This is a genomic window from Amycolatopsis sp. NPDC051373 (assembly GCF_040689465.1).
In the GTDB taxonomy this organism is placed as follows: domain Bacteria; phylum Actinomycetota; class Actinomycetes; order Mycobacteriales; family Pseudonocardiaceae; genus Amycolatopsis.
Genome location: NZ_JBFBAE010000008.1, coordinates 264,480 through 287,903 on the forward strand (window position 1 = coordinate 264,480; position 23,424 = coordinate 287,903).

The window sequence follows — 23,424 nt, forward strand, 5'->3', positions numbered from 1 at the left end:
GCGACCACGTACCCAAGGAGAAGTTTCATGCTTCGCAGGTTCCGCACGGGCGTCATCGTCGTCTCGGCGGCCGCAGGGCTCACGCTGCTGAGCGCCTGCTCGGGCACGACCGCTCTACCCACGCCGGTGCCTGGCGGCGGGACCGGGGGCGGTCAGGTCGGCAACGCCGCGGCCGCGACCGAGACGGCCGTCAAACTCGCGGCCACCGACGTCGGTGAGCTGGGCAAAGTCCTCACCGACGGCGACGGCCAGACCCTCTACCGCTTTGACAAGGACACCGCCAAACCGCCGAAGTCCGCGTGCGTCGACGACTGCGCCAAGGCGTGGCCGCCGCTGCTGTCGAAGGGCGACGTGCAGGTCGACGGCGTGGACAAGAGCCTCGTCGGCAGCGTGACCCGCGACGACGGCACCGAGCAGGTGACCGTGAACGGCTGGCCGCTCTACACCTACGCCAAGGACACCACGCCCGGCGACGCCACCGGCCAGGGCGTGAACGGCACCTGGTTCGCGGCCACCCCGCAGGGCGGCAAGGCCGGAAAGTCCACTTCGGACGGTGTGAATCTCAGCGCCGGTGAGGTCAAGGGCGTCGGCGCGGCCGTGGTCGACCAGGACGGCTTCACGCTCTACCTGTTCACCAAGGACAGCAAGAAACCCTCGAAGTCCACTTGCGACGGTGACTGCGCCAAGCTGTGGCCGCCCATGCTGACCAGCGGCGACGTCGCACTCGACGGCATCGACGCCAAGCTGCTCGGCAGCGTCAAGCGCGCCGACGGCACCACACAGGCCACGCTCGGCGGCTGGCCGCTGTACCGGTATTCGAAGGACACCGCGCCCGGCCAGGCCAACGGCATGGGTGTGAAGGGCACGTGGTTCGTGATCGAGCCCAACGGCTGCAAGTCCGGCACCACCACGAGCACCGGCACCGCCCCGGCCAAGCCGACCACGAGCGCCCCGGCCGCCGGCGCTTCGAGCGACCCGTACAGCTACTGACCCCAGACCCGGCGCCGCGCCCCGACAGCGCGTCGTCAGGACAACCGGCCGCGGGCGACGGAAGGAGCGGCAGTTCCCGAACACACCGAAGGCCCGGCAACTGCGGGAGTTGCCGGGCCTTCGGGTGTTCTAGTGCGCCAGGCCGGGACCGCGCTTGTCGCGGGGCTGGATCTCCCGGGTGGACCCGGCGTGGTCGTCGTCCTCGACCCGCTCGATCACGCTCGTCTGGGCCCCATCCGCTGTGATCGGCTCCACGTCCTCGTCCGGCAGCCGCACCTTGCGGCGCGCCGGCGCCATCGCGATCACCAGACCCAGCACGGCGATGCCGAGGTGCAGCCAGTTGTCCGGCGTCGTGAGGTCCAGCGGGTTGCCGGCGACGGCGAACGGGTTGGCCGCGACCATGCCGGTGATCATCAGACCCCACACGAACAGCACGCCGTAGCCGAAGAAGAGCAGCCAGCCGAAGGTCCGCGCGCGGCCGGAGCCGAACGCGAGCAGCAGGCCGAGCACACCGGTCACCACGTGCACCAGGTTGTTCATCGGGTTGCCGGAGAACCGCCAAAAGCCGGCTTCGTGGTGCCCGGTGAAGCCCCCGACGCCGGTCCTCGCGAAGCCGATGACGCCGTAGACCAGGAACGCGACGCCCACCAGGGCGGCCAGGACCTGCGCGGGCTGCAGGCCCTCCACCCGGATCCGGGCTCCGTGCGCATGAACCATGACTCCAGTCCTTCCCGTGGTGAGCTGACTCACGCGAAGGAGGTACCCCGTCTTCGCCCGGAGTGAAACGCCGGTGCTTGCCCGCAGGCCCTCGGAGCGTCACCGGGTTCGGGCTTGTTCGAGATCAATGCCACAAAAGGCCCCCGATTCGGCAACACCGAACGGGTGATCGGACAAGTCCGGTCATGCGCAAAGTGAACGTCCTCTTCCTCGTGGGGCTGTGCCTGGGGGCACTCGTCGCGCTGGTGCTCGTGGCGGCGGAGCCGGCGCGGCACGTCGTCACCGCGCTCGGTCCGACGCCGATCGCCGCGGCCGGCTCGGAGAGCTCGACCGTTTCCGCGCCTCCGGACACCCCGTCGCCCACGTCGTCCGCCAAAATCCCGCCGGCGCGCAACTCGTCGACGCCCGGTGGCGCCAAGGCCGGCAAGCCGAGCACCCAGGCGCTGTCGGCGCTCGTCCCGCGCGGGCACGTGAGCGCCGTGGTCTACGACCGCACGACGGGGACCACCGCGCTGTCGGTGAACGCGGACCGCACTTACACGTCGGCGTCGCTGGTGAAGCTCATGATCGCCCTGTCCGCCCTGGAGAACGGCACGCCCGCCGGCACCGTGAAGGAAATGCTGTCCCGCAGCGACGACACGACCGCCAGCACGCTCTGGGTCGCCAACGGGGAGACGAAGATCGTCGAAAACGCTATCCGGCGAATGGGCCTCACGAAAACCCACCCGCCCACCAGCCCCGGCCGTTGGGGCGACACGGAGATCACGGCCGGCGACATCACGAAGATCTACCATTACCTGCTCACCAAAGCTCCCGCCCTCGAACGCACGGTGATCCTCGCCGCCCTGCACGGCGCCACCGAGTTCGGCGCCGACGGTTTCCGCCAGTACTTCGGCATCCCCGACGCCCTGGGCCCCGGCAACTTCGCCGTGAAGCAAGGCTGGTCCTGCTGCCGCCCGACCCGCATGCTCCACACCTCCGGCCTCGTCGGCGACGGCGACCGCTTCATCGTCACCGTCCTCACGGAACAGCCACAGTCCGTCAGCTACGCCACCGCGTCGGCGCAGATCACGTCCGTCGTGAAGAACCTCTTGCCACTGCTGAAATCGTGACCCTCACTCGCCCGTCGCCGACAACGCGCCGCGCGCCCCCGACTTCGGCAGCGGCCACGGCCGCACGCCTCCGCTGACGTCGACCTGTCGGCCGGCGGCGCACGGCCCCGGCAGCTTCCGGCGCCCAACGCACCCGGACCAGAACTTCCACTGTGGCGCGGAGTCGATCCGCAGGCGGCCCCTCGACGCCCACCCATCCTTCGCCGACAACATGCCCCGAGCGCGGCACTTCCGGCGATCGCTACCTCGCCACCGTCCACACCGGACCGCTGCTGCGCGCGCCCTCACTCGTCCGTCGCCGACAACGCACCGCGCGCCCCCGACTTCGGCAGCGGCCACGGCCGCACGCCTCCGCTGAGGTCGACCTGCCGGCCGGCCGCACAAGGCGCGGGGATGCGCGCGCCGATCCACGCCAGGACGTCGGGCAGTTGCGACTTGAACGTGTTCATGTTGTGTCCCGCGTCCGGGATCCGCCACGAGGAGAAGCGGACCGGGGTTTGGGCGGCGGCGCGGATCTGGTCGATGGCGAAGCTTTCGTAGCTCTCCTTGTCCCCGGAGATCGCCAGGATGTCCACAGGGGACGGATGCAGGCGCACGTTCACGCGGACGTTGTTGGCGTCGTCGATGTCGTGGCGGCCGTGGAAGAGGTCTTCGGTTTCGGAGTCCACCTGGGCGCGGTCGTAGCCGCTGACGCTGACGGCTTGGGCGAACCATTGCGGGTGGCGCGTCACGAGGTTCATGGCGCAGTAGCCGCCCGAGGACCAGCCCGCGATGGTCCACGCGCCGCGCGCCGGGTTGAGGCCGAGGCGCTGGATGGCCCATTCGCGGACGTCGGCGGAGAGGTAGGTGTCGTTGGGGGTGCCGCCGACCTCGTCGACGCACTCGGTGTCGTGGCCGACCTTCGGCACGCCCGTCGGGTCGGGGATCACGACGACGGTGGGCGGCAGCACGTGCTTGGCGATCGCCGCGTCGAGCTGTTCGGGCAGGTGGTAGCCGCTGGTGGCCACTTCGGGGCCCGACGGGTAGTTCGGGATCCACTCGATCGCCGGGAACTTCAGAGAGCGGTAGGCCAGCTGGAAGTACTGCGGCGGCAGGTACACGGCGACGTCGCGCACAAGTCCGGTGCGCCGGCCGATGACCTTCATGTGCAGCACGGTCCCTTTGCCCTCGCGCGCGTGCACCACGCCGAGGTCGCGCAGCTTGTCGAGGTCCGCGCCGTTGTCGCCGGCCTCGGCGTCGGCGCTTTCGGCCGCGTATACGCCGGTGCCGAGCAGCGAGCCGAGCGTCGGGAAGAAGCCGCCGATGAGGTTGCCGACCAGGGAAACGCTCACCACGATCAGCACCACGGCCGTGAGCACGGTGGCGCTGCGCCCGAGCTGCTTGCGCTTGCGCCACCGGTCCCAGAACCACGGGACGGCCACGACCGCGAGCACGGCCAGCACACCGATCACGATCACTTCGACCGGTGAGTCCAGCCGGATGCTGCTCAGGTGCACGGGAACCCCCTCCTCCGGCGCGCGTCCGGAAGATCGAACCCGCTGTACAAACCCCTGTACAAGAAACGTTCGGCAGGCCACCCCCGTTGTGATCAGGTGAGCGCCGTCACAAGATCAAGAGGGTAGCCCGCCAGGCGTCTCAGCTGCGGTTTCAGGCCTCGAACGCGCCACGGAGAACGCTGATCGCCTGCTTGATCGCGGCGTCGGCGGCCCCGGTCTCGCGCAGCGCGTTGACCATCACGAAGTCGTGGATGGCGCCGGCGTAGCGCGCGGCCGTCACGGCGACGCCCGCGCGGCGCAGCTTCGCCGCGTACGCTTCACCCTCGTCGCGAAGCACGTCGGCCTCGCCGGTGATCACGAGCGCCGGCGGCAGGCCCGCCAGGTCTTCGAGCGACGCACGCAGCGGCGACGCGGTGATCTCGGCCCGCTGGGCCTCGTCGGTCGTGTACTGGTCCCAGAACCACTTCATGGCGTCGCGCTGCAGGAAGTAGCCCGTGGCGAACAGGTGGTAGGACTCAGTGTCGAAGTTCGCGTCGGTGACCGGGTAGAAGAGCACCTGCTGCAGGAAGCGCACGTCGCCGCGCTGCTTGGCCATGATCGTGAGGGCGGCGGTCATGTTCCCGCCGACGGAGTCACCGGCGATGGCGACGCGCGAGGTGTCGAGCCCCTTCTCGGCGCCGTGCTCGACGGCCCACTTCGCGACCGCGTAGTTCTCCTCGATCGCGACGGGGTAGCGCGCCTCGGGCGAAAGGCTGTACTCGGGGAAGACCACGGCCGCGCCGGTGCCGGCGGCGAGCTCGCGGACCAGGCGCTCGTGGGTGTGGAAGCCGCCGAAGACCCAGCCGGCGCCGTGGACGTACACGAGGATCGGCAGCGGACCGGTCGCCCCCTGGGGCTTGACGATGCGGACCTCGACGTCGCCGTTCGGGCCACCCGGAACCTGGACGACCTCGATGTCGGCGGGCGGCATCTCGACGGGGCCGTCCTGCACGCCGTCCACGGCCTTGCGACCTTCGGCCGGCGGAAGCTCGAACAGGAACGGGTGCGCGGCCGTGGCCTCGGAAAACGCTTGCGCAGCGGGTTCGAGGGCGAGGTTCTGCGGATTCGGGGTGGTCATCTCGGGTCTCCTCCAGGCGGTGTCCGTTGCCGACCCTTATGAAGTTAGTACACAACTAAGTTGCGCACAACTAAACTGAGTCCAATGAGATATAAGGCACTTGAGTTGCTCGTTCGGGCACAACTCGGGGATCATTGAGAGTTACACCTTGCCGAGGAGGTACCCATGACCAGCCAGGATCCCGGTGAGACGGGCTCGCTCCTGCTAGACGACCAGCTCTGCTTCGGGCTGTACTCGGCGTCGCGCGCCGTCACGTCGCTCTACCGGACGCTGCTCGAGCCGCTCGACCTCACGTACCCGCAGTACCTCGTGATGCTGGCGCTGTGGGAGCACGACGCCCAGCAGGTCAAGGAGCTCGGCGCCGCGCTGAACCTCGATTCGGGCACGTTGTCGCCGCTGTTGAAGCGCCTGGAAAAGGCCGGCCTCGTCACGCGCGAGCGCCAGGCCGACGACGAGCGTTCCGTGCGGATCACGCTCACCGACAAGGGCGAGGCGCTGCGCGCGCAGGCCGAGCGGATCCCGCCGCACATCGGCCGCGCGCTGGGCTTCGACCTCGAGACGATCGTTCAGCTGCGCGTCTCGATGGACCAGTTGACGGAATCCGTGAACGCCTATCGGGAGGCCATCACCACGGCTTGATCCGCTTGTCGCGCACCGTGGTTAGCATGGGCGCGACCCGAGCGGTGAGGACGGCGATGATCGAACGAGACGAAGCGCTGCGCGCAGTCGAAGGCAGTCTGGACCGGCCGTCCGCGGCCCGGATCTACGACTACTTCATCGGTGGCAACACGAACTACGCGATCGACCGCGAGTTCGCCGAGAAGGTGCGGGCCCGGCTGCCACTCATGGGTGACTACTGCCTGACCAGCCGGCAGTTCCTCGGCCGCGCGGTGCGCCAGAGCGTGCGCGCCGGGATTCGGCAGTTCGTGGACATCGGCTCGGGCCTGCCGACGGCGGGCAACGTGCACGAGGTCGCCGACGCCGAGCGCCCGGAGCACGACGTGCACGTGCTCTACATCGACAACGAGCCCGTCGCCCTCGCGCACTCGCAGATCCTGCTCGCCGACACCGCCGACGAGGAACGCCACCAGGCCATCGCCGCGGACCTGCTGCAGCCGGAAGAGCTGTGGGAGCGCGTGATGGACTCGGACGTGATCGACGTGCGCGAGCCCGTCGCGCTGATCGTGAACGCGGTGCTGCACTTCATCAAGGACGACCAGGACCCGGACGGCATCCTGTCCTTCTACCGCGACCGCGTGGCTCCCGGCTCACTGCTGGTGCTCTCGCAGATGACCAACGAAAACCCCGTGGACGACGACGAACGCCAGGCACTGGCCGATCTGCTGGAGTACTACGAGTCCACGACGAACCCCGGCGTTCTGCGCAACCTGGCGGAATTCTCGCGCTTCTTCGGCGGGTGGCCGCTGCTGGAGCCGGGCCTGGTCTACGCGCCGGCGTGGCACCCCGACCGCGACACCGTGTTCGCGAAGGCGCCTTCGGAGTCGCGCGTGATCGGTGGGGTGGCGCGGAAACCATCGCTATGACCGGTTTGCGGGCTGGCCGTGGTGGAGTGAAACCGACCTGGGATCAACCCTGGGTTTGACGCTTCCCGGCTCGCTGCCCGCCAAGCTGGTGCTCACCTTGAGTTCTGCCTGGAGGGGACCACCGTGAGCAACACCGTCAACATCCTCATCGGACTCGTCGTGCTGGCGTGGCTGTGTTGGCGACAGACGCAGAAACGCCTCGTGCGCGAAGACCGCAAACCGACCGTCCTGCTGATCCTCGCCGTGCTCGGCGTGGTGTCCCTCGCGTCGTTCTTCAAGGGCGGCACCCCGGGTACGCCCGCCGTGTTGCTGCTCATCGGCAGCCTGGTCATCGCGGCCCTCTTCGGCCTCGTCCGCGCGTACACCGTCCGCCTCTGGCGCGCCGACGGCCAGCTCTGGCGCCAGGGCACGTGGCTCACCGTCGCCCTGTGGGTGGTCGCCATCGCCATCCACATCGGACTGGACTTCGTGATCGACGCGAACAGCCCGGCGAAGGGCCTCGGGAGCGCTTCGATCCTGCTGTACCTCGCGGTGTCGCTGGGCGCGCAGAGGCTGGTGGTCCAGTCGAGGGCCAACCACGTCGTGGCGGCCTGACGCGGTGGCGCGCAAGAGCCCGCAGGAGAAGAAGGCCCTGAGCTACGAGAAGGACCGGCGCAACCACGGAAGGGGATGACCACACCCGAAGCCGCCGCAGAGCGCACCGAGCGGGTGCGGCGGAAGTCGCGTGAGGGCTGACCGTCAGGAAGCCTCCCGCAGCACTTCCAACGCGCTGTACACCGCTTCCCGGCCCAGCTCCACCGCCCGCCGCAACACCGCGGGGTCGCGTTCCAGCGCCCCCACGGCCGGAGAGCCGGCGGGCGGCCGGATGCTCGCCAGGCGCGAATCCTCGCGCAGCAGGCGTTCGTCGTCGAGATCGTGGGTGTACTGCTCCCGCCACGCGTTGACCGTGCCCGGGGCGTGGCGGCGCAAAAACCGCGGCACGACGACGTCCTGCACCCGCGGCGGCGGGGCCGGCAGCTCGTCCGACCGGCGGGTGCGCAAGACCAGCACGTCTGTCGCGCCCTGAGCCAAAGCGGTCCGAAAGGGCAGCGGCTCCGCCACACCCGCGTCGACAAAACGACGGCCGCCCATCGCGATCGGCGGGCCGGCGAGCACGGGCATGCACGACGAGGCCGCCAAGGCGGTCTTGATGTCGGCGACCTCGGAAATGAACGGGTGCAGGTCGGTGGACTCGCCGGTGTCCGCGTCGGTCGCCAAGGGGTGGAACGTGACGGGGTTGGCCAGGATCGCCGGGAAGTCCATGGGCTCCAGCACCGAATACACCTGGTGCACGAGGTAGTCCAGGTCGATCACGGACTTGCCGCGCAGGGCTTGGAGCGGGTTGATGATCCGGCGCATCACCGTGGGGTTCCACCAGGTGCGCACGCCCGTCTGGGAGCGTCCGCAGAGCAGCCACGCGGCATTCAAGGCTCCGGCCGACGAGCCGTAGACCGCGTCGAACGCGGGTGTCGCGCCAATCTCGTCCAGGGCCAGGACCATGCCGCTCGAGTACGTGCCGCGGCTGCTGCCCCCTTCGATCGCGAGCACCAGGCGGCGGTCGTCACTCCGCTCCCCCGGCACGCTGCCCGACGCCAGCCGTTCGTTGATCAGTTCCAGAACCGGGTGCACGATGTCCATCCTGGCCGGTTCACGCCATTCGTCGACCCGATTTGCCCCACCCTGCCGGGTGACCTGCGTTGCAACAGGTTGCACTGCACCTAGTTGCATAGCAACCTGAAGGCCATGGCACTGGAGCACGCGATCCTCGTCTCGCTGTCCGAACGCTCGGGTTCGGGCTACGAGCTCGCGCGCCGCTTCGAGAAGTCGATCGGCCTGTTCTGGAGCGCCACCCACCAGCAGATCTACCGCGTGCTCAAGCGGATGGAAGAGGCCGGCTGGGTGGCGGTCGAGACCGTCGCGCAGGACGGGCGGCCGGACAAAAAGGTGCACACCGTCAGCGCGGCCGGGCAGGCCGAGCTGCGTCGGTGGCTCGCGGAGCCCAACGCATCAGCCGGACCGCAGGAGCTGGCGGTGAAGCTCCGTGGGGCTTCCTTCGGAGACGAAAACGCCGTCGCCGAAGAACTGGCGCGGCACCGCGCGGCCCACGCCGAGCGGCTCGACGCGTACCGCCGGATCGAGAAACGCGACTTCCCCGCACCCACCAGCGGCCGCGCCCTGAACCAATACCTCGTGCTGCGCGGCGGAATCCGGGTCGAAGAAGGCCAGGTCGAGTGGCTCGACGAAGTCCTGAACGCGCTCCAATCCGACGAGAAGGACGCCCGATGACGCCCTACCCCCACCTCCTGAAACCGCTCGACCTCGGCTTCACGGCCCTGCGCAACCGCGTGCTCATGGGCTCGATGCACACCGGCCTCGAAGACCGCGCTGCCCACTTCCCGCAGCTCGCCGAGTACTACGCCGAGCGGGCCCGCGGTGCCGCCGGCCTGATCGTCACGGGCGGGTTCGCGCCGAACCGCACGGGCTGGCTGCTGCCGTTCGCCTCGAAGCTTTCGACGACGGCGGAAGCGAAAGAGCACCGGCAGCTCACCGCGCCCGTGCACGAGGTCGGCGGCAAGATCGCGCTGCAGATCCTGCACGCGGGCCGCTACTCGTACAACCCGTTGAGCGTCTCCGCGTCGAGCCTCAAGGCGCCGATCAACCCGTTCCGCCCGCGCGCGCTGACCGGCTACGGCGTGCAGCGGACGATCCGCGCGTTCGCCGACTGCGCCGCGCTCGCCCGCGAGGCGGGGTACGACGGCGTCGAGATCATGGGCTCCGAGGGCTACCTGATCAATCAGTTCCTGGCCGAGCGCACCAACAAGCGCACCGACGGCTGGGGCGGCTCCGCCCGGAAGCGCCGCCGGTTCGCGGTGGAGATCGTGCGGCGCACGCGCGAAAAGGTGGGCCCGGACTTCATCATCATCTACCGGCTCTCGATGCTCGACCTCGTCGAAGGCGGGCAGAGCTGGGACGACGTCGTGGCGCTGGCGAAGGAAGTGGAAGCCGCCGGCGCCACCATCATCAACACCGGCATCGGCTGGCACGAGGCGCGCGTGCCGACGATCGTGACGTCGGTGCCGCGCGCCGCGTTCACGTGGGTGACCGGGAAGCTCAAGCCGCACGTGTCGATCCCGGTCGTGACGTCGAACCGCATCAACATGCCGCAGGTTGCCGAAGAGGTGCTGGCGAGCGGCGACGCGGACCTCGTGTCGCTGGCGCGGCCGTTCCTCGCCGACCCGTCGTGGGTCCGCAAGGCGGAGGAAGGCCGCGAGGACGAGATCAACACGTGCATCGCGTGCAACCAGGCCTGCCTCGACCACGCGTTCAGCCGCAAACCCGTGTCGTGCCTGGTCAACCCGCGCGCCGGCCACGAGACGACGCTGGTGCTGTCGCCGACGCGGCGCGCGAAGCACGTGGCCGTGGTCGGCGCCGGGCCGGCCGGGCTCGCGGCGGCGACGGCGCTGGGCGAGCGCGGCCACCGCGTCGAGCTGTTCGAGGCGGCCGACGAGATCGGCGGCCAGTTCGGCATCGCGCGCCGGATCCCGGGCAAGGAGGAGTTCGCCGAGACCATCCGCTACTACGCGCGGCGGCTGGAGGTCACGGGTGTGAAGGTGCACCTCGGACGGCGTGCGTCGGCCGAGGATCTCACCGGGTTCGACGAGGTCGTGCTGGCCACTGGCGTCGTGCCGCGGGTGCCGGCGCTCGAGGGGATCGACCATCCCCGGGTGGTGTCCTACGTGGACGTCGTGCGAGGTGGCGCCTCGGTCGGGTCGCGGGTCGCCGTGATCGGGGCCGGCGGGATCGGGGTGGACGTGAGCGAGTTCCTCACGTCGGCGACCTTGACCCGCGACGAGTGGCTGACGGAGTGGGGGGTCACGGATCCCGCGCTCGCTGCCGGCGGCCTCGGAGTGGCGCGGCCTTCACCGTCGCCGCGGACCGTCTACCTGCTGCAACGCAAGAAGACGCCGATCGGGGCGTCGCTGGGCAAGACGTCGGGCTGGGTGCACCGGGCGGCGCTGAAGGCGAAGGGCGTGGAGCGGATCTCCGGCGTCACCTACGAGCGGGTGGACGACGCCGGGCTGCACGTGACCGTCGACGGGAAGCCGCGGCTGCTGGAGGTGGACACGGTGGTGGTCTGCGCCGGTCAGGAGCCCGTGCGCGATCTGGCGGACGCGCTGGGTTCGGCGCCGGTGCACCTCATCGGCGGCGCCGAGGTGGCGGCTGAGCTGGACGCGAAACGCGCCATCGACCAGGGCACGCGCCTGGCGGCCACGCTGTAGCCGGGTTGCGGCCACTGGCAGGATGAGCCCCGTGCGAGATGTGTGCGTGATCGGACTCGGGCTCATCGGCGGGTCGCTGCTGCGCGCGAGCGTGGCCGGCGGCAGGACCACGTGGGGCGCCGCGGTGTCCGAAGTGGACGCCGACGCCGCCAGCCGCGCCGGCTACGACGTGACCACCGACGTGGAAGCCGCGCTGCACCGGGCGGAGTCGGCCGAGGCGCTGATCGTGCTCGCCGTGCCGCTGCCGGCCGTCGAGAACCTGTTGCGGCTGGTCGCGCAGCACGCGCCGCACTGCGTGCTCACCGACGTGGTGAGCGTCAAGGGGCCGATGCTCGACGCCGTGAGGCGGCGCGCGCCGTACACGCGCTACGTGGGCGGGCACCCGATGGCGGGCACGGCCGAGTCGGGCTGGCTCGCGGGCAACGCTTCGCTGTTCGAGGGCGCGGCGTGGGTCGTCGGCGTCGAGGAGGACACCGATCTCGAAGCGTGGGCCGAGGTGACCCGGCTGGTGCTCGACGTCGGCGCGTTCGCGGTGCCGCTGCCCGCCGACTCGCACGACGAGACCGTCGCGCGGATCTCGCACCTCCCCCACCTGTTCGCCGCGATCCTGGCCACCATCGGCGCCCAGGGCGGGCCACTCGCGATGTCCCTGGCCGCCGGCTCGTACCGCGACGGCACCCGCGTGGCCGGCTCCAGCCCCGAACTGGTCCGCGCCATGACCGAAGGCAACCGCGACGCGCTGCTGCCCATCGTCGACGAGGCCCTCGGCCGCCTCGGCGCCGCCCGCGGCTCGCTGGCCTCCACCGGCGGCCTGGCCGCCACCATCAAGGCCGGCCACGACGGCGCCCTGGCCTACTCCACCGCCCACGATGCCGCCCGCTCGGGTGTCCGCGTCACGTTGTCAGCCCCGGACGCGCGCGAGGCGCTGATCGGCCTGGGCGAGCGGGGTGGCCGGATCACCGCGTTGGAAGACGGCGTGGCGAGCGGCGAAGTCAACTAACCCAGGGAATTCGCCGGAGTTGCCGGGGGCGTCCGTTGTGTGACGATGGGGGCGTCAACTCCGGGATTGGGGAGCGAACGAACATGGGCATCAATTTCGACGAGCTCAAGAACAAAGCCACCGAGGCCCTGCGGGACAACAGCGACAAGATCGAGCAGGGCCTCGACAAGGCGGCCGGGTTCGCCAAGTCCAAGACGAGCGGCCACGACTCGCAGATCGACGGCGGCGTCGAGAAGGCCAAGGACTTCCTCGGCAAGCTCGCCGGCACCGACAAGCCCGACGAGGGTCAGCAGCCCCCGCAGCCGCCGCAGCAGTAAGCGGTGGTCAGGTGCGCCGGTGATAGGGCAGGAACCGGCGCACCAGCCGCAGCGGGGCGGTTTCCACGAGGTCCGGACCGCGCACCGCGTCGAACGTCGAGCCGAGCTGGTCGACGACGCCGGAGAGTTGCGCGCTGTCGGGCAGGGGCACCGAGCCCGGCTCACGTTGCTCGCGCACGGCCGCCGCGAGCTCGGCCAAGGCGTCGGTGACCAGTGCGATCTCTGCGGGTGACGGGGCCGGCACGCCGCGGCCGAGCGTCACGGAGACCTCAGTGACGGCGTCCGCCACACGCTCGAGCCCCGCGATCACCGGCCACCACGCCACGGCGTGCCGGCCCGCGGGTGAGGGCTCCACGATGACCTGCTGGAACGCCGTGCGCAGGTCCGCGAGCGCACGGTAGGCCGCGCGGCGGGAGCGTGAACGGGCCAGCCGGGCCTCGGGGGTCGAGTTGAGGACGAGGGCGGCTTGGACGTAAGCCGCGACTGTGTCGAAGCTGTCCGCCAGCCGGCCGCCGACCCGCGGGCGGCGGGAGCCGGGCCAGAGCAGGTAGCCGATCAGCAGCACGATCACGCAGCCGGTGACGGTGTCCAGCAACCGCGCGAGGACGACCGACCAGCTGCCCGTCTGGGCGAGGTCCATCTGCAGGATGATCAGTGGCGTCACGAAGGTGCCGAGCATGCCGTAGTTGCGCACCTTCCCGATCGCGGCACCGCCCGCGAACAGGGCGATCAGCACCACCAGGACCCAGCCGCGCGCGCCGATGGCGAGCACGATCGCGCCGATGCCGACACCCGCGATCGTGCCCATACCGCGCAGCAGCGCGCGGCCGAAGACCGAGCCGAAGTCGGGTTTCAGCACCACGCCGACCGTCAGCGTGATCCAGTACGAGCGCTCGAACGGCACCATCAGCGCCACGACCTCGGCCACCGCCACGCACACCGTGAGCCGCAGGGCCACCAGCCACGTCAGCGGGCCGGACGCGAGCGAGCCGAACCACTCGCGAAGACGCTGATACGGCGAGGCGGGCGCACGTCGTTGCCGGTTGTCGCCCTTCTCGATGCGGGCGAGGCCGGCGTAGAGCGCGGACTCGACCGGGTCGAGGTCGTCCTCGGGCATCGGCGGCGGCGCGGGCAGCGGCTGGGTCGCGAGCACGGACGCGGCCGCGCCGGTGAGGTAGTCGATGACCTCGGGCGGCGGCCGGTGCCCGGCGTTGACCATCGCGACGGACGCCTCGACGGCCGGCGTGGTCGCGGACAGCAGGTTCAGCAACTGGCGGTACGCGGCGTCGCGGCCCGAGAGCCACGAGCGCGCGGTGAGCAGCCGGTCGTACGCGGTGCTCATGGCCGTGGTGAGCTGGTTGCGGGCGACGCGCGACGTCGGCTCGTCGGTGGCCGACAGCATCGCGGCGAGCTCGATGTAGACCTGCGCGACGGCGGTGCGTTCAGGGCTTGTGCCGCGGACCGTCCACGTCACCAGCGCCACGAACAGGCTCCAGGCCGCGCCGAGGCAGAAGTAGCCGAACAGCTCTTCGATCTTCAGGCCCGTCGCGTGCTGCGCGGTGCCGAGCACGCAGAAGACGAACATCTGCAGCGCCGCCACCGACGCGTTGCTGCCGGCCGCGCTGATCAGCGCCGACACCGCCGCGATCACCACGATCGCCGGGATCGACCACGCCGGAACCGCGCCCGTAAGCAGGCCGACGAGGTAGCCGCCGGCCGCCGCGAGCGTCGCGCCGCCCAGCCGGCGGGCGCGGTAGCGGTACGGCCCGGCGGCCTCGGACAACACGGCGGGCAGCGCGCCGGTGGAGACCAGGGCGCCCACGCCGATGTCGCCGGCCGCGTACGCGACGGCCAGTGGCGTGGCGAGCGCGACGACCGCGCGGGCGACCATGTTCCACGGGACCGGGACCGGTTTCGAGCGGAGGAGCTGGACCAGCCAGTGCGGCGCGGCGAAGTCGGGGCGGCTCACGCACCCATCTTGACCTACGCTGAGCGTCTCGGGTTAATTATCAACCCGTCAACAAGACGGAAGGGGCCGACGATGCCGGGCCGTACGTACTCGTTCGAGGTCAACCGCGTCAGTACGGCGCCGCCGGAAGTCCTGTTCCGCCTGGAAACCGAGGGTCCGCTGTGGTCGAAGTGGGGCCGTCCGCTGATCGTGCAGGCGCGCTGGGCGCGGCGGGGTGACGACGATCCCAACGGCGTCGGCGCCGTCCGCGAAGTGGGACTGTGGCCGGTGCTGCTGCGGGAGAAGACGGTGGAGTACGAGCCCGACCGGCGCCACGTCTACACCTTCGACGGCTCCGGGCCCGTGCGCGACTACCGCGCGGAAGTGTTCTTCACCCCGAACACCGCGGGCGGCACGGACCTGCGCTGGACGGGCTCGTTCACCGAGTCCGTGGCCGGAACCGGAGCTTTCGCCGCCGCCGCACTGCGCGGTGCAATCCGGATCCTTTCGGCGCAACTGGTCAAAGCGGCCGACTCCGGGCGCTGACCGGGTGCGCTGGGCCACAGCGGTTCAACTCCAGCCGCCGTCGCGACGTCTCCCCTCGTGTGAAACGCGTGACGAAGCTGGGTTCTGTGGTGGCCGGGTTGTTCGTGGTGGCGGCTTGCTCCGCGCCGGCGCCGGTTGTCGCGCCGCCCCCTAGCCAGCCGAACCCCGCGCCCGGCGCTGTGCACCCGGCTCCGTCGGGGCCGTACCCGTTCGGCACGGTGCAACAGAAGGCACCCGCCATCGCCGACGGCAAGGTCGGCGTGGTCCGCCGCATCACCACCACCAAGCCGTACGTGTTCATCACCATGGACGACGGCGCCGTCAAGGATCCCTCGGCTCCGGGCCTGATCCAGCAGTCGGGCGGGCACCCGGTGCTGTTCCTGAACCAGCGGTACGTGAAGGGCCACGAGGCCTACTTTAAGTCCATTTTGGACTCGACGGGCGCGACGCTGGGCGACCACACCGTCGACCACCCGGACCTCAAGGGCAAACCGCTGGCCTACCAGCAAAAGCAGATCTGCGACGACGCCGACGACTTCCAGCACGAGCTCGGCGTGCGCCCGGTGTTGTTCCGCCCGCCGTTCGGCAACTACGACCGGAACACCCTGCACGCCGCACAGCTCTGCGGCATGCGCGTCGCCGTGCTGTGGTCCGCCGCGGTGAACGACGGACACGTCCAGTTCCAGGTCGGCGACAAGCTCCGCCCGGGCGACATCGTGCTGATGCACTTCCGCAAGACATTCAAGGAAGACTACGAAGCTTTTCTCGCGCAGGCCAAGAAGGACGGACTGACGCCGGTACCGCTGGTGGACTTCCTGGCCTAGTTCCTCAGCCCGCGCCCAGGCACACGAACGGCCGTCGCAGCGGGTCCACGGCGATCGCCTCCGCCAGAGCCAGCGCGGGCGGCGCGCCGTCGGCCAGCCGCCGGTGCAGGTCGGCCATCGTGTCCGCCGCCGCGCGGTCGCCAACGCGGGCGACGGCGCCGATGACGGTGCGGGAGCCGCTGGCCAGGAGCGTGCCGGCGAAGCCGAGGGCTTCTTCGCCCGGGCGGATGTGGCTCATGGCCAGTTCGCAGGCCGCGAGGACGACGCGTTCGGGCGGGTTCGCGAGGCGCGAGGTCTCGTGGGCGAACAGCGGGCCGTCGACGAGCTCGAGGCGGGAGAACAACGCGTTGGCCGGCTCGTGGGCACCGTGGGCGACGAGGTGGGCCAGGCGGGTGCCGTCGAGGGCGGCGAGGACGGCGGAGCTGGTGGCGCCGGAGCCGTCGACGAGGCGGGCGTCCGGGTAGACCGAGCGGAGTTTGCTCACCTCACCGACCGCGCCGGGCACGCCGGGGCCGCCCGCGAGCAGCACGGCGTCGGCGTCGGTGGCGCGTTTGGCGGTGATCCACGCGGTGGCCGACGGCGCGATCGACACCGCGTGGCCACGCAGCGATGGCAACGCACCCCACGGCATCGCGTACAGCTGCCCGATGGGGACGATCACCAGCTCGCGGTCGTCGAGCGTCTTGACCAGCGACGCGGAGATCAACGCGTCGAGCTTGTCCGCGCGCCGGACGGCGGACGCCGCCACTGTCTCGGCCAGCATCGGGGGCAGGTGGTCGGGCGCCAAAGCGTCGAGGTCGGCGTGCAGCTGCTTCGCCGTCTCCACGATGTCCTGGTACGGCCCGAGCTTCAGCAGCCGGAACCACCCGCGGTCGACGACCACCGAGTACAGCTGCCCGTTGTAGGGCACCAGGCTCACGAGCACGCGGTCGCCGAGCTGCTCCACGACCTCGTCCGGCGTGGCGACCGGCCGCGGCCGGCCCCACGGGCTCGTGTACCAGCCGAGCCGGCTCGCTTCGTGCTGCAGCGCGGAATAGCGCTGCTCCAGCGCCTTCACGGGCTCGCCCTCGGCCCGGGCGCGCTGGATCGTGCGCTGCAGGTGCCGCATCGCCGTGATGTGCTTCGACAGCACCGGATCCTCGATCACGGGCAGCGGCTCGTAGCGGTAGACCTGCGCGCGCGTGCGTTCCAGCCACGCGAACATGCGGCGCGCACCTGCGGCGTTGTTGCGAGCGCGGCGCAGCACGAGCTGCATCGCGAGCCGGCCCAGCTCTTCACCGTGCACGGCCGTGCCGCACACCAGATCGAGCCCGCCCATGCGGTCGCGGATCATGCCCAGCTCGCGAAGGCCGGCGCGCGCCTGCGCGAGCGCCGACCGCGGCCGGCCCGTGGCCACGGCCAGCTCCGCGCGGCACAGCCGGAACAGCATCCGGTGGTCGATCGGCGCCGTCTCGCGCGGCTTCGGCACGCCGGCCAGCACTTTCGCGGCCTCGTCGAACTCCTCGCGCCGCAACAGGAGCCGCACGGCGAGCAACCGCGCCACGGCCGCCTCGTCCCGCACCCCCAGCGCGGACAGGCGTTCGGCCAGCGCCACGAGCTCGGCGGGCAGCCGCGGGGTCGACCGGGCGTCGCGGGTGCTGAGGATCTTGTGGGCGTCGGCGCGGAACCGGGCGAGGCCGGCGATCTCGGCCCACGTCGTGTTGCCGCGGCGCAGGAACCGGCGCCTCGCATCGGACGCGAACTTGCGCGCCAGCGCGAAGTCGCCTTCCAGCAGCGCGGCGGCGGCGCGAGCGACTTCGGCCTCGGCGATGTGCTGGCCCGACCCGTTCGCGCGCAGTTGCGGCAGCGCCTCGTCGAGGTGGCGCGCCGCTTCCTCGCCGAGACCCGCGGTGAGCAGCGCCCGAGCCTGGTCGAGCCGCACCACCGCCAGCGAACCGGGTGACTCTTCCTCGAAGAAGTCGACGAAGATCCGAGCTGCCTCTTCGTAGTGGAACAGCGCTTGCGGGACGTCCCCGAGCAACTGCGCGTGATCACCGAGGTTCTGCCGGATCTTGCCCTCGAGCCGCGGCTGGCCGAGCGCGAGCGACAGCTCGAGCGCGCGCACCAGGTCCGCCTGCGCCGCGGCCGGCTGGTTCAGCGCCATGTGCACCAGCGCGCGGTTGTTGAGCGTGCGCAGGAACAGCAGCTGATCACCGACTTCGAGCTGCGGCATCACGGTGTCGTAGAGCACGAGCGCTTCCGCGAACCGGCCCGCGCGCATCACCACGACAGCCCGCTGGAGGTTGACGATCAAGCCGAGCTCGGCGCGCGTCTCGCCCGCGGGCAGGCGTTGCCGCGCCGTCTCCGCCGCCGCCAGGCGTGCGAGACCGGCCTCGGTCGAGGTCACCTCGGCGTCCGCCGCGCCCAGGCTGATGAGAACCCGGACCTGGATCTCCAGCGAAGCCGGAGCTTCACCACGCGAGACGCGGTTCAGTGCTCGCCGGAACAAACGCACGGCGACCGCGGGCCGCTGGTCGAACGAGGCCGCTCGGCCCCGCGCGTACAAGTCGGACGCCTCCGCGATCACTCGATCGGAAAGAGACGACGGCGCGGACACGCGCTCTATCTGAGCACACTCACGTGACACGCCGTAACGCCCGTCCGGGTTCTAGAGCACGACCGTGGGAGTCACGACAGTTCGGCGGCGCGGTCCCTCACCGAGGTGCACCAGGATCTGCGTGGTCCCGCACGGCACGTTCTCGAGCACGAACCGGCCGCCCTCGTCGGCGACGGTGGAGAACGTGCCCTCGTCGGCCACGCGCATCTCCACCTCGTACTCGCCGGCGGGCGCGAGCCAGCCGTCGATCCGGTGCAGCTTCCCGATGCGAGTGAGGTTGATCATCACCGTCAGGTCGCTGACCGTGAACGTGATCGTGCCCGTGGCCGTGCTGCGGACGCCGGCGAGCTCGCCGGCACGCTCCCAGCGCGCGATCTCGACGTCGAGGTTCTCCAGTTCGAGCGCGAACTGGACCCGCTGCACCAGATCTTCCGGTGGCGGGTCCAGTTCGTCGAGGAAACGGCCTAGGTCGGCCAGCAGCGTCTCGTCGTCAGGCAGAGCGCTGCCACTTCCCGGCACGCCGATGTCGTTCATCGGCCACCCCCTTCTCCTGCGAGGAGATCGCGCATCGTGTCGAGGCAACGACCCCTGGTGGGTCCGATGCTGCCGCGCGGCATCCGCATCGCTTCGGCCACCGCCTGGTATTCGGCGCGGCCGGCGAGAACAGTGAGGCGAAGCAGTTCCTGGCAGCGATTGGGCAGCCGGAGGAAGGCGCGCCAGACCCGTCGGTCGTTGTCGGCGCGCACGGCTTCGTCCTCGGGCGCGGGATGGGTGCTTTCGAGGTTCTCGGCGACCTCGTCGCTCAACGGCACCGGCTGGACGCGGCGCCCGTACGGGTGGGCTGCTTCGCGTCTCGCCGTGGTGATCAGCCACGCGGCCAGCGCGCGCGGATCGCGCAGCTTCTCCAGCTGGCTGAACAGAGCGAGCCACACCGTCTGCACGACGTCCTCGGCGACCTGGCGGTTCAGCCCGTTCGCGCGCGCGACGTGCCAGACGAGCGGCGTCAGCTCGTCGACGAGTTTCGCCATCGCCCGCCGGTCACCGCCCCGCGCCGCCTCCATGCAGGCAGCGTGCAGGTCGACGCCGGTCAGGCCTTCCCATGGCGGGTCTACCTCGGTGGTTTGCACGTCGGTCACCGTATCTGCCTCGCTCGTGAGGCGCGTTGGGTTCGGCGGCGGTGTCGTGGGTCTGTCTCGCGGGCCTTCTCGGGGAAGGAGCAGACAGGAAGGGCTGGGATACATCGGGTCACTTACTCGGGTGGTGGGCCGGCGTGGTGGGTCGTTGTGGATCGGTGTGTCGCGGTGCTGCGGGTCGGTGCTGTCGGTGCGGTGGATCAGTGGGTCACCGTCGGGTTCTCGGTGGCCCGCTCGTGTGCGGGCCGGCCTGGTGGGCCGGTCCTCGGTCGTCCGGTCTCGGTGAGCCGGCGTGGTGCACCGGTCCCCGGTCTGGGTGAGCCGGCGTGGGTACCGGCCCTCGTACGTCGTGGTCCGGATATCCGTGACCCGGCCTGGTGGGCCGGTCCACAGTCACCCGGTCTCGGTGAGCCGGTCTGGTGCACCGGTCCCCGTCCTCGTGGTCCGCGGTGGCGGACCGGCTCGTCGTGGACCGGTCTGGTTCTCCGGCCCGGTCAGTCGTCGAGCCCGGCCGATCGTCCAGTCCGGTGTGTACACCGGGCCGACAACCGCACCGGCCAGTCCGTCACCCGACCCAGTGGACCGGCCCTGGTCGTCATGGTCGGCGTTCGTGGTGGGTCGGCTCCCCCGTGGCCCAGCCAAAGCGACTTCGTGCACCGACCGGCGCGGGCGTGCACCCGCACCGGCCGGCGCGCCCCTCCCTCTTCTACGGGTCCGCTCCCCATCGGACCCGGCCGGACGGCTCCTCCCCTGAACCCGCCCGGCAGACGGCGTCCGGCAGCCCCCTCGGCCCCCGGGCGCCGCCCGTCCCGCTACTTCGCGGTGGTCGGCTCGTCGTAGGGCTCGTGGGCACCGTCGGGCTGCGTGGTGCCGCCGCCGTGGGGCGGCTCGCCGATCGTGACCGGCGGGGCGGTGGTCGGCGTGTTCTCTTCGGTGGATTCGGCAGGCATCTGGATCTCCCTTTTTCCCTCGGCTGCCCCATAGGACGCAACAAGGGTGCACCCAGATACACGGAGAGCAAAGATTTCTGGGAACGTTTCGTCTCCGCTGGTCAGATGGGCTGGCGCGGCTCCCTCGGATGCGGAACCACCGTGACCCCCGGTAGGGCGGCGGCCACCGCCTCGGCCACCTCGGGCGCCAGCACCGCGGCCCAGTCGCGGTACCCGACCGGCCCCGGGTGGAAGCGGTCCTCGGCGAACGTGCCCTCGTGCAGGAGGTCGGGAGTCATCGCCGAGTACGTGACGCCCGGCAGCCGTGCGAGCTCGGCCGCCGCCGTGTCCAACGCTGTCGAGCGCGCGGACAGCGCGTCCCGCAGCGGCCGTGGCAACGACGGGAAGCTCGCCATCGGCGGCACCCCGGCCAGGACCACCGGCACCGGCCCCAGCCGTTGCCGCACGTCGACGATCACCCCGAGCAGGTCGCGCCGGAACCGCGCGGCCGAGTGCAGCTCGAGGGTGTCGTTGACCCCGAGCGCGATCACCACGACGTCAGCCGGCGCCAGCCGCGCGACCAGCGAGCCCCGGACCACGGCGGCGGTCGCCCCCGTCAGGCCGACCGCCTGCCAGCGCACCCGCAGACCTCGGCACGCGAGCTCGTTCGCGAGCTGCCCGGTGAGGCCCTCGGCGTGCGCGGCCACTCCGACACCGTCCACGGTGGACTCCCCGAGCACGGCGAGCCGCACCACCGGACCGTCGCCGGTGACGCCCTCGGCTGGGCCGCCGGCGCCGGGCAGGCGTGGGGTGCCGCGGCGGACGCGCAGCGCTTGCACCGCGAGGACCGGGGCCAGCGCGGTGAACAGGAAGAACCGGAGGAGAGCCATGCCACCGACCTTAAACACGATCACCGACGGTTCCGGCACACGAAGCCGAGTTGTCCACAGCCAGAGCGAGTTGTGGACAACTGCCCCTCAACCGCGCGCGATCCCGACGGTTTCCCCGATCAACGCCGTATCCTCCGCCGCGTCGAGCAGGAAAGTCGCGACGTCGGCGCGCGAAATGACGAAGCCGCCACGCAACGCGCCGTGCGTGCTGAAGCGCACGCGGCCCGCGGCCGGACCGTCGGTGAGCCGAGGCGGACGCACGATCGTCCACCGCAGGTCGCTGGCCCGGATCGCCGACTCCATCACGCGCAGATCGTCGAAGCTGTTGCGCAGCAACGCACCCAGAATGGGCTTGACCACGAACCGCGTGAACGGGTCGTCGCCCTCGGTCGTCAGGCCGATCGCGCTCACGGCGACGAACCGGGTGGCCCCCGCCGCCGCGATCACGGCTCGCGCGCCGTCGGCGTTCACCGTGGTCGGACGGCGGTCGCGCGCCCCGAGCGCCAGCACGATCGCGTCGCGCCCCTGCAACGCCTCGGCCAGCGAAGGGTCGCCCAGCGCGTGCACCGCGACGTCCAGCCTCGGATGGCTCGCGACGTGCAGCCGCTCGGGCGACCGGACCACGGCCGTCACGTGCCAGCCCCGGGCCAGCGCCTCCCGCACGGCCAGCGTGCCGATCCGCCCACTCGCGCCGAGAACGGTGATCTTCATGGCAGCTCCTCCTCGAACCCAGGGGTGAGTGTTCACTCACCAAGTAGGGTGAGTGAACACTCACCGCGCTGAGAACGTCCTCAGGGAGCACCGTTGGGAAGCCGTCAGGACCTCGTCGCCGCAGCCGCCAAAGTCATGCGCGAGCAGGGCTACGCACACGCGACAACCAAGGCCATCGCGCAGGCCGCGGGGTATTCGGAAGCCTTGCTGTACAAGCACTTCCGCGACAAGACGGCGCTATTCCTCGCCGTGCTGAGCGAGGAACTGCCGGCACTGGGTGCCACCGCCGAGCGCCTCACGCGCCACGCCGCCGACGCGTCGATGGAACAGAACCTGACCGAGCTCGCCGGCACCGCGCTCGAGTTCTACCGGGCGAGCTTCCCGATTTCCGTCTCGATCTTCTCGTCGCGCGACCTCCTGCGCACCCACCGCGCCGCGCTCGGCACCGGACACGGCCCCGGCCAGCCGATCCTCCTGGTGGAGACGTACCTGCGGGCCGAAGCCGCCCTCGGCCGCATACCCGGCCACGCCGACCTCGCCGCGGCCGCGCGCCTGCTGCTCGGCGCGTGTTTCCAGCAGGCCTTCCTGGACTCCTTCGAAGACACCGACAGCGGCAACGCCGTCGCGGCCCGCTTGGCGAAGACTCTGATCGCCGGCCTCCGGTGAACCGTCAGGCTTCGGCAGCCCGCCGCTTCGCCCGCTCCTCGTGCCACCGGTCGTAAAGGTTCGTGATCTCTTTCAGCGCGAACGACAGGAAGTCCTGCATCTCCGCCAGCCGCTTGCCGGCCGGCGTGTCCGCGCCCAGCGCGTCGATACCTTCCTCCGCCGCGTCGCGCCACATGATCAGGAACCGGTCGCGTTTGAGGAACGTGGCGTACCAAAGGTCGTCGTAGAGCCGGTAGTGGTCACGTCGCTCGCCCGGCTCGCGGACCTTCGTCACGAGCCCCACCTGCTCCAGGTACCGCACGGCACCGGAAACGGCCGCGGGGCTCACCGACAGCTGCGACGCCAGATCGGCGGCCGTGAGCTGACCTTCGTCGGTTGTCATCAGGGCCGCGAAGACGCGGGCGGCCATGCGCTGCATGCCGATCTGCGACAACACGAGGCCCAGGCTCTCGACGTACCGGCGGACGGCGTCCTCGTCTCGCTGCGTCGTCATCCGTCCATCCTCTCGCACACCCCAGGCCATGATCACTATATCCAGACATTTTCTTAACTTCACAACTTCGTGAAAC

General features: G+C 70.8%; 24 protein-coding genes. 12 read left to right on the forward strand and 12 right to left on the reverse strand.

Annotation, left to right across the window (positions count from 1 at the left end; all coding sequences use genetic code 11):
• Nucleotides 1-27 precede the first annotated feature (27 nt).
• Nucleotides 28-990: an SCO0930 family lipoprotein gene (locus AB0383_RS17400; protein ID WP_366187849.1), complete on the forward strand. Its 963-nt coding sequence runs from the start codon at nt 28-30 to the stop codon at nt 988-990.
• Between the two features lie 129 nt (nt 991-1,119).
• Here the strand turns inward: AB0383_RS17400 and AB0383_RS17405 are convergent, their stop codons facing one another.
• Nucleotides 1,120-1,707 carry a DUF4383 domain-containing protein gene (locus tag AB0383_RS17405; protein ID WP_366187850.1) on the reverse strand — a complete coding sequence of 196 codons (588 nt, stop codon included), beginning with the start codon at nt 1,705-1,707 and terminating at the stop codon, nt 1,120-1,122.
• Between the two features lie 185 nt (nt 1,708-1,892).
• On the opposite strand from AB0383_RS17405, the gene AB0383_RS17410 reads away from it, so the two are divergent.
• A complete protein-coding gene (locus AB0383_RS17410) occupies nt 1,893-2,819 on the forward strand; it encodes a hypothetical protein (RefSeq protein ID WP_366187851.1) in 927 nt (308 codons plus the stop codon).
• 284 nt (nt 2,820-3,103) lie between these two features.
• Here AB0383_RS17410 and AB0383_RS17415 read toward each other — a convergent pair whose 3' ends face one another.
• On the reverse strand, nt 3,104-4,315 hold the full coding sequence (locus AB0383_RS17415; RefSeq protein WP_366187852.1) for an alpha/beta hydrolase-fold protein: 1,212 nt from the start codon (nt 4,313-4,315) through the stop codon (nt 3,104-3,106).
• A 151-nt stretch (nt 4,316-4,466) separates the two neighbouring features.
• Entirely contained in the window at nt 4,467-5,432 is a 966-nt protein-coding gene (locus AB0383_RS17420; protein ID WP_366187853.1) for an alpha/beta hydrolase, read from the reverse strand.
• 165 nt (nt 5,433-5,597) lie between these two features.
• Between AB0383_RS17420 and AB0383_RS17425 the strand changes: the two genes are divergently transcribed.
• The 3 genes from AB0383_RS17425 to AB0383_RS17435 all read left to right on the forward strand — a co-directional run bounded on the left by AB0383_RS17425 (nt 5,598) and on the right by AB0383_RS17435 (nt 7,570).
• Nucleotides 5,598-6,071: a MarR family transcriptional regulator gene (locus AB0383_RS17425; RefSeq protein ID WP_364171880.1), complete on the forward strand. Its 474-nt coding sequence runs from the start codon at nt 5,598-5,600 to the stop codon at nt 6,069-6,071.
• A 56-nt stretch (nt 6,072-6,127) separates the two neighbouring features.
• Nucleotides 6,128-6,976: an SAM-dependent methyltransferase gene (locus tag AB0383_RS17430; protein ID WP_364171882.1), complete on the forward strand. Its 849-nt coding sequence runs from the start codon at nt 6,128-6,130 to the stop codon at nt 6,974-6,976.
• Nucleotides 6,977-7,099: 123 nt separating this feature from the next.
• On the forward strand, nt 7,100-7,570 hold the full coding sequence (locus AB0383_RS17435) for a hypothetical protein (RefSeq protein ID WP_364171884.1): 471 nt from the start codon (nt 7,100-7,102) through the stop codon (nt 7,568-7,570).
• 144 nt (nt 7,571-7,714) lie between these two features.
• Here AB0383_RS17435 and AB0383_RS17440 read toward each other — a convergent pair whose 3' ends face one another.
• Nucleotides 7,715-8,653: a patatin family protein gene (locus AB0383_RS17440; protein ID WP_364171885.1), complete on the reverse strand. Its 939-nt coding sequence runs from the start codon at nt 8,651-8,653 to the stop codon at nt 7,715-7,717.
• 105 nt (nt 8,654-8,758) lie between these two features.
• On the opposite strand from AB0383_RS17440, the gene AB0383_RS17445 reads away from it, so the two are divergent.
• From AB0383_RS17445 to AB0383_RS17460, 4 genes are all read left to right on the forward strand, one after another.
• Nucleotides 8,759-9,301 carry a PadR family transcriptional regulator gene (locus AB0383_RS17445; RefSeq protein ID WP_366187854.1) on the forward strand — a complete coding sequence of 181 codons (543 nt, stop codon included), beginning with the start codon at nt 8,759-8,761 and terminating at the stop codon, nt 9,299-9,301.
• Nucleotides 9,298-11,295 carry an NADPH-dependent 2,4-dienoyl-CoA reductase gene (locus AB0383_RS17450; RefSeq protein ID WP_366187855.1) on the forward strand — a complete coding sequence of 666 codons (1,998 nt, stop codon included), beginning with the start codon at nt 9,298-9,300 and terminating at the stop codon, nt 11,293-11,295. The genes AB0383_RS17445 and AB0383_RS17450 overlap by 4 nt, the downstream gene beginning before the upstream one ends.
• Nucleotides 11,296-11,341: 46 nt before the next feature.
• On the forward strand, nt 11,342-12,295 hold the full coding sequence (locus AB0383_RS17455) for a prephenate dehydrogenase (RefSeq protein WP_366187856.1): 954 nt from the start codon (nt 11,342-11,344) through the stop codon (nt 12,293-12,295).
• Between the two features lie 83 nt (nt 12,296-12,378).
• Nucleotides 12,379-12,612, forward strand: a complete 234-nt coding sequence (locus tag AB0383_RS17460; RefSeq protein WP_366187857.1) for an antitoxin — start codon at nt 12,379-12,381, stop codon at nt 12,610-12,612.
• 7 nt (nt 12,613-12,619) lie between these two features.
• Here the strand turns inward: AB0383_RS17460 and AB0383_RS17465 are convergent, their stop codons facing one another.
• Nucleotides 12,620-14,581, reverse strand: a complete 1,962-nt coding sequence (locus AB0383_RS17465) for an FUSC family protein (RefSeq protein WP_366187858.1) — start codon at nt 14,579-14,581, stop codon at nt 12,620-12,622.
• A 72-nt stretch (nt 14,582-14,653) separates the two neighbouring features.
• Here AB0383_RS17465 and AB0383_RS17470 point away from each other — a divergent pair, with 72 nt between their 5' ends.
• Nucleotides 14,654-15,106, forward strand: coding sequence for an SRPBCC family protein (locus tag AB0383_RS17470; RefSeq protein WP_366187859.1), 453 nt, complete (start codon nt 14,654-14,656; stop codon nt 15,104-15,106).
• A 98-nt stretch (nt 15,107-15,204) separates the two neighbouring features.
• Nucleotides 15,205-15,930, forward strand: a complete 726-nt coding sequence (locus AB0383_RS17475) for a polysaccharide deacetylase family protein (protein WP_366187900.1) — start codon at nt 15,205-15,207, stop codon at nt 15,928-15,930.
• A 4-nt stretch (nt 15,931-15,934) separates the two neighbouring features.
• On the opposite strand, the gene AB0383_RS17480 is transcribed toward AB0383_RS17475, so the two are convergent.
• The 6 genes from AB0383_RS17480 to AB0383_RS17505 form a co-directional block, all read right to left on the reverse strand.
• The gene (locus tag AB0383_RS17480) at nt 15,935-18,526 is read right to left on the reverse strand and encodes a CHAT domain-containing protein (protein ID WP_366187860.1); all 2,592 of its coding nucleotides are present in this window, start codon (nt 18,524-18,526) and stop codon (nt 15,935-15,937) included.
• A 51-nt stretch (nt 18,527-18,577) separates the two neighbouring features.
• A complete protein-coding gene (locus tag AB0383_RS17485; RefSeq protein ID WP_364171899.1) occupies nt 18,578-19,060 on the reverse strand; it encodes a carboxypeptidase regulatory-like domain-containing protein in 483 nt (160 codons plus the stop codon).
• Nucleotides 19,057-19,662: a sigma-70 family RNA polymerase sigma factor gene (locus AB0383_RS17490; RefSeq protein WP_364171901.1), complete on the reverse strand. Its 606-nt coding sequence runs from the start codon at nt 19,660-19,662 to the stop codon at nt 19,057-19,059. The genes AB0383_RS17485 and AB0383_RS17490 overlap by 4 nt, the downstream gene beginning before the upstream one ends.
• A gap of 809 nt (nt 19,663-20,471) precedes the next feature.
• A complete protein-coding gene (locus AB0383_RS17495) occupies nt 20,472-20,609 on the reverse strand; it encodes a hypothetical protein (protein ID WP_366187861.1) in 138 nt (45 codons plus the stop codon).
• Nucleotides 20,610-20,710: 101 nt separating this feature from the next.
• The gene (locus AB0383_RS17500) at nt 20,711-21,478 is read right to left on the reverse strand and encodes an SGNH/GDSL hydrolase family protein (protein WP_366187862.1); all 768 of its coding nucleotides are present in this window, start codon (nt 21,476-21,478) and stop codon (nt 20,711-20,713) included.
• Nucleotides 21,479-21,565: 87 nt separating this feature from the next.
• Entirely contained in the window at nt 21,566-22,189 is a 624-nt protein-coding gene (locus AB0383_RS17505) for an NAD(P)H-binding protein (protein WP_366187863.1), read from the reverse strand.
• 93 nt (nt 22,190-22,282) lie between these two features.
• On the opposite strand from AB0383_RS17505, the gene AB0383_RS17510 reads away from it, so the two are divergent.
• The gene (locus tag AB0383_RS17510; protein ID WP_366187864.1) at nt 22,283-22,855 is read left to right on the forward strand and encodes a helix-turn-helix domain-containing protein; all 573 of its coding nucleotides are present in this window, start codon (nt 22,283-22,285) and stop codon (nt 22,853-22,855) included.
• 4 nt (nt 22,856-22,859) lie between these two features.
• On the opposite strand, the gene AB0383_RS17515 is transcribed toward AB0383_RS17510, so the two are convergent.
• Nucleotides 22,860-23,348 carry a MarR family transcriptional regulator gene (locus AB0383_RS17515; protein WP_354872906.1) on the reverse strand — a complete coding sequence of 163 codons (489 nt, stop codon included), beginning with the start codon at nt 23,346-23,348 and terminating at the stop codon, nt 22,860-22,862.
• Between the last annotated feature and the right edge of the window lie 76 nt (nt 23,349-23,424).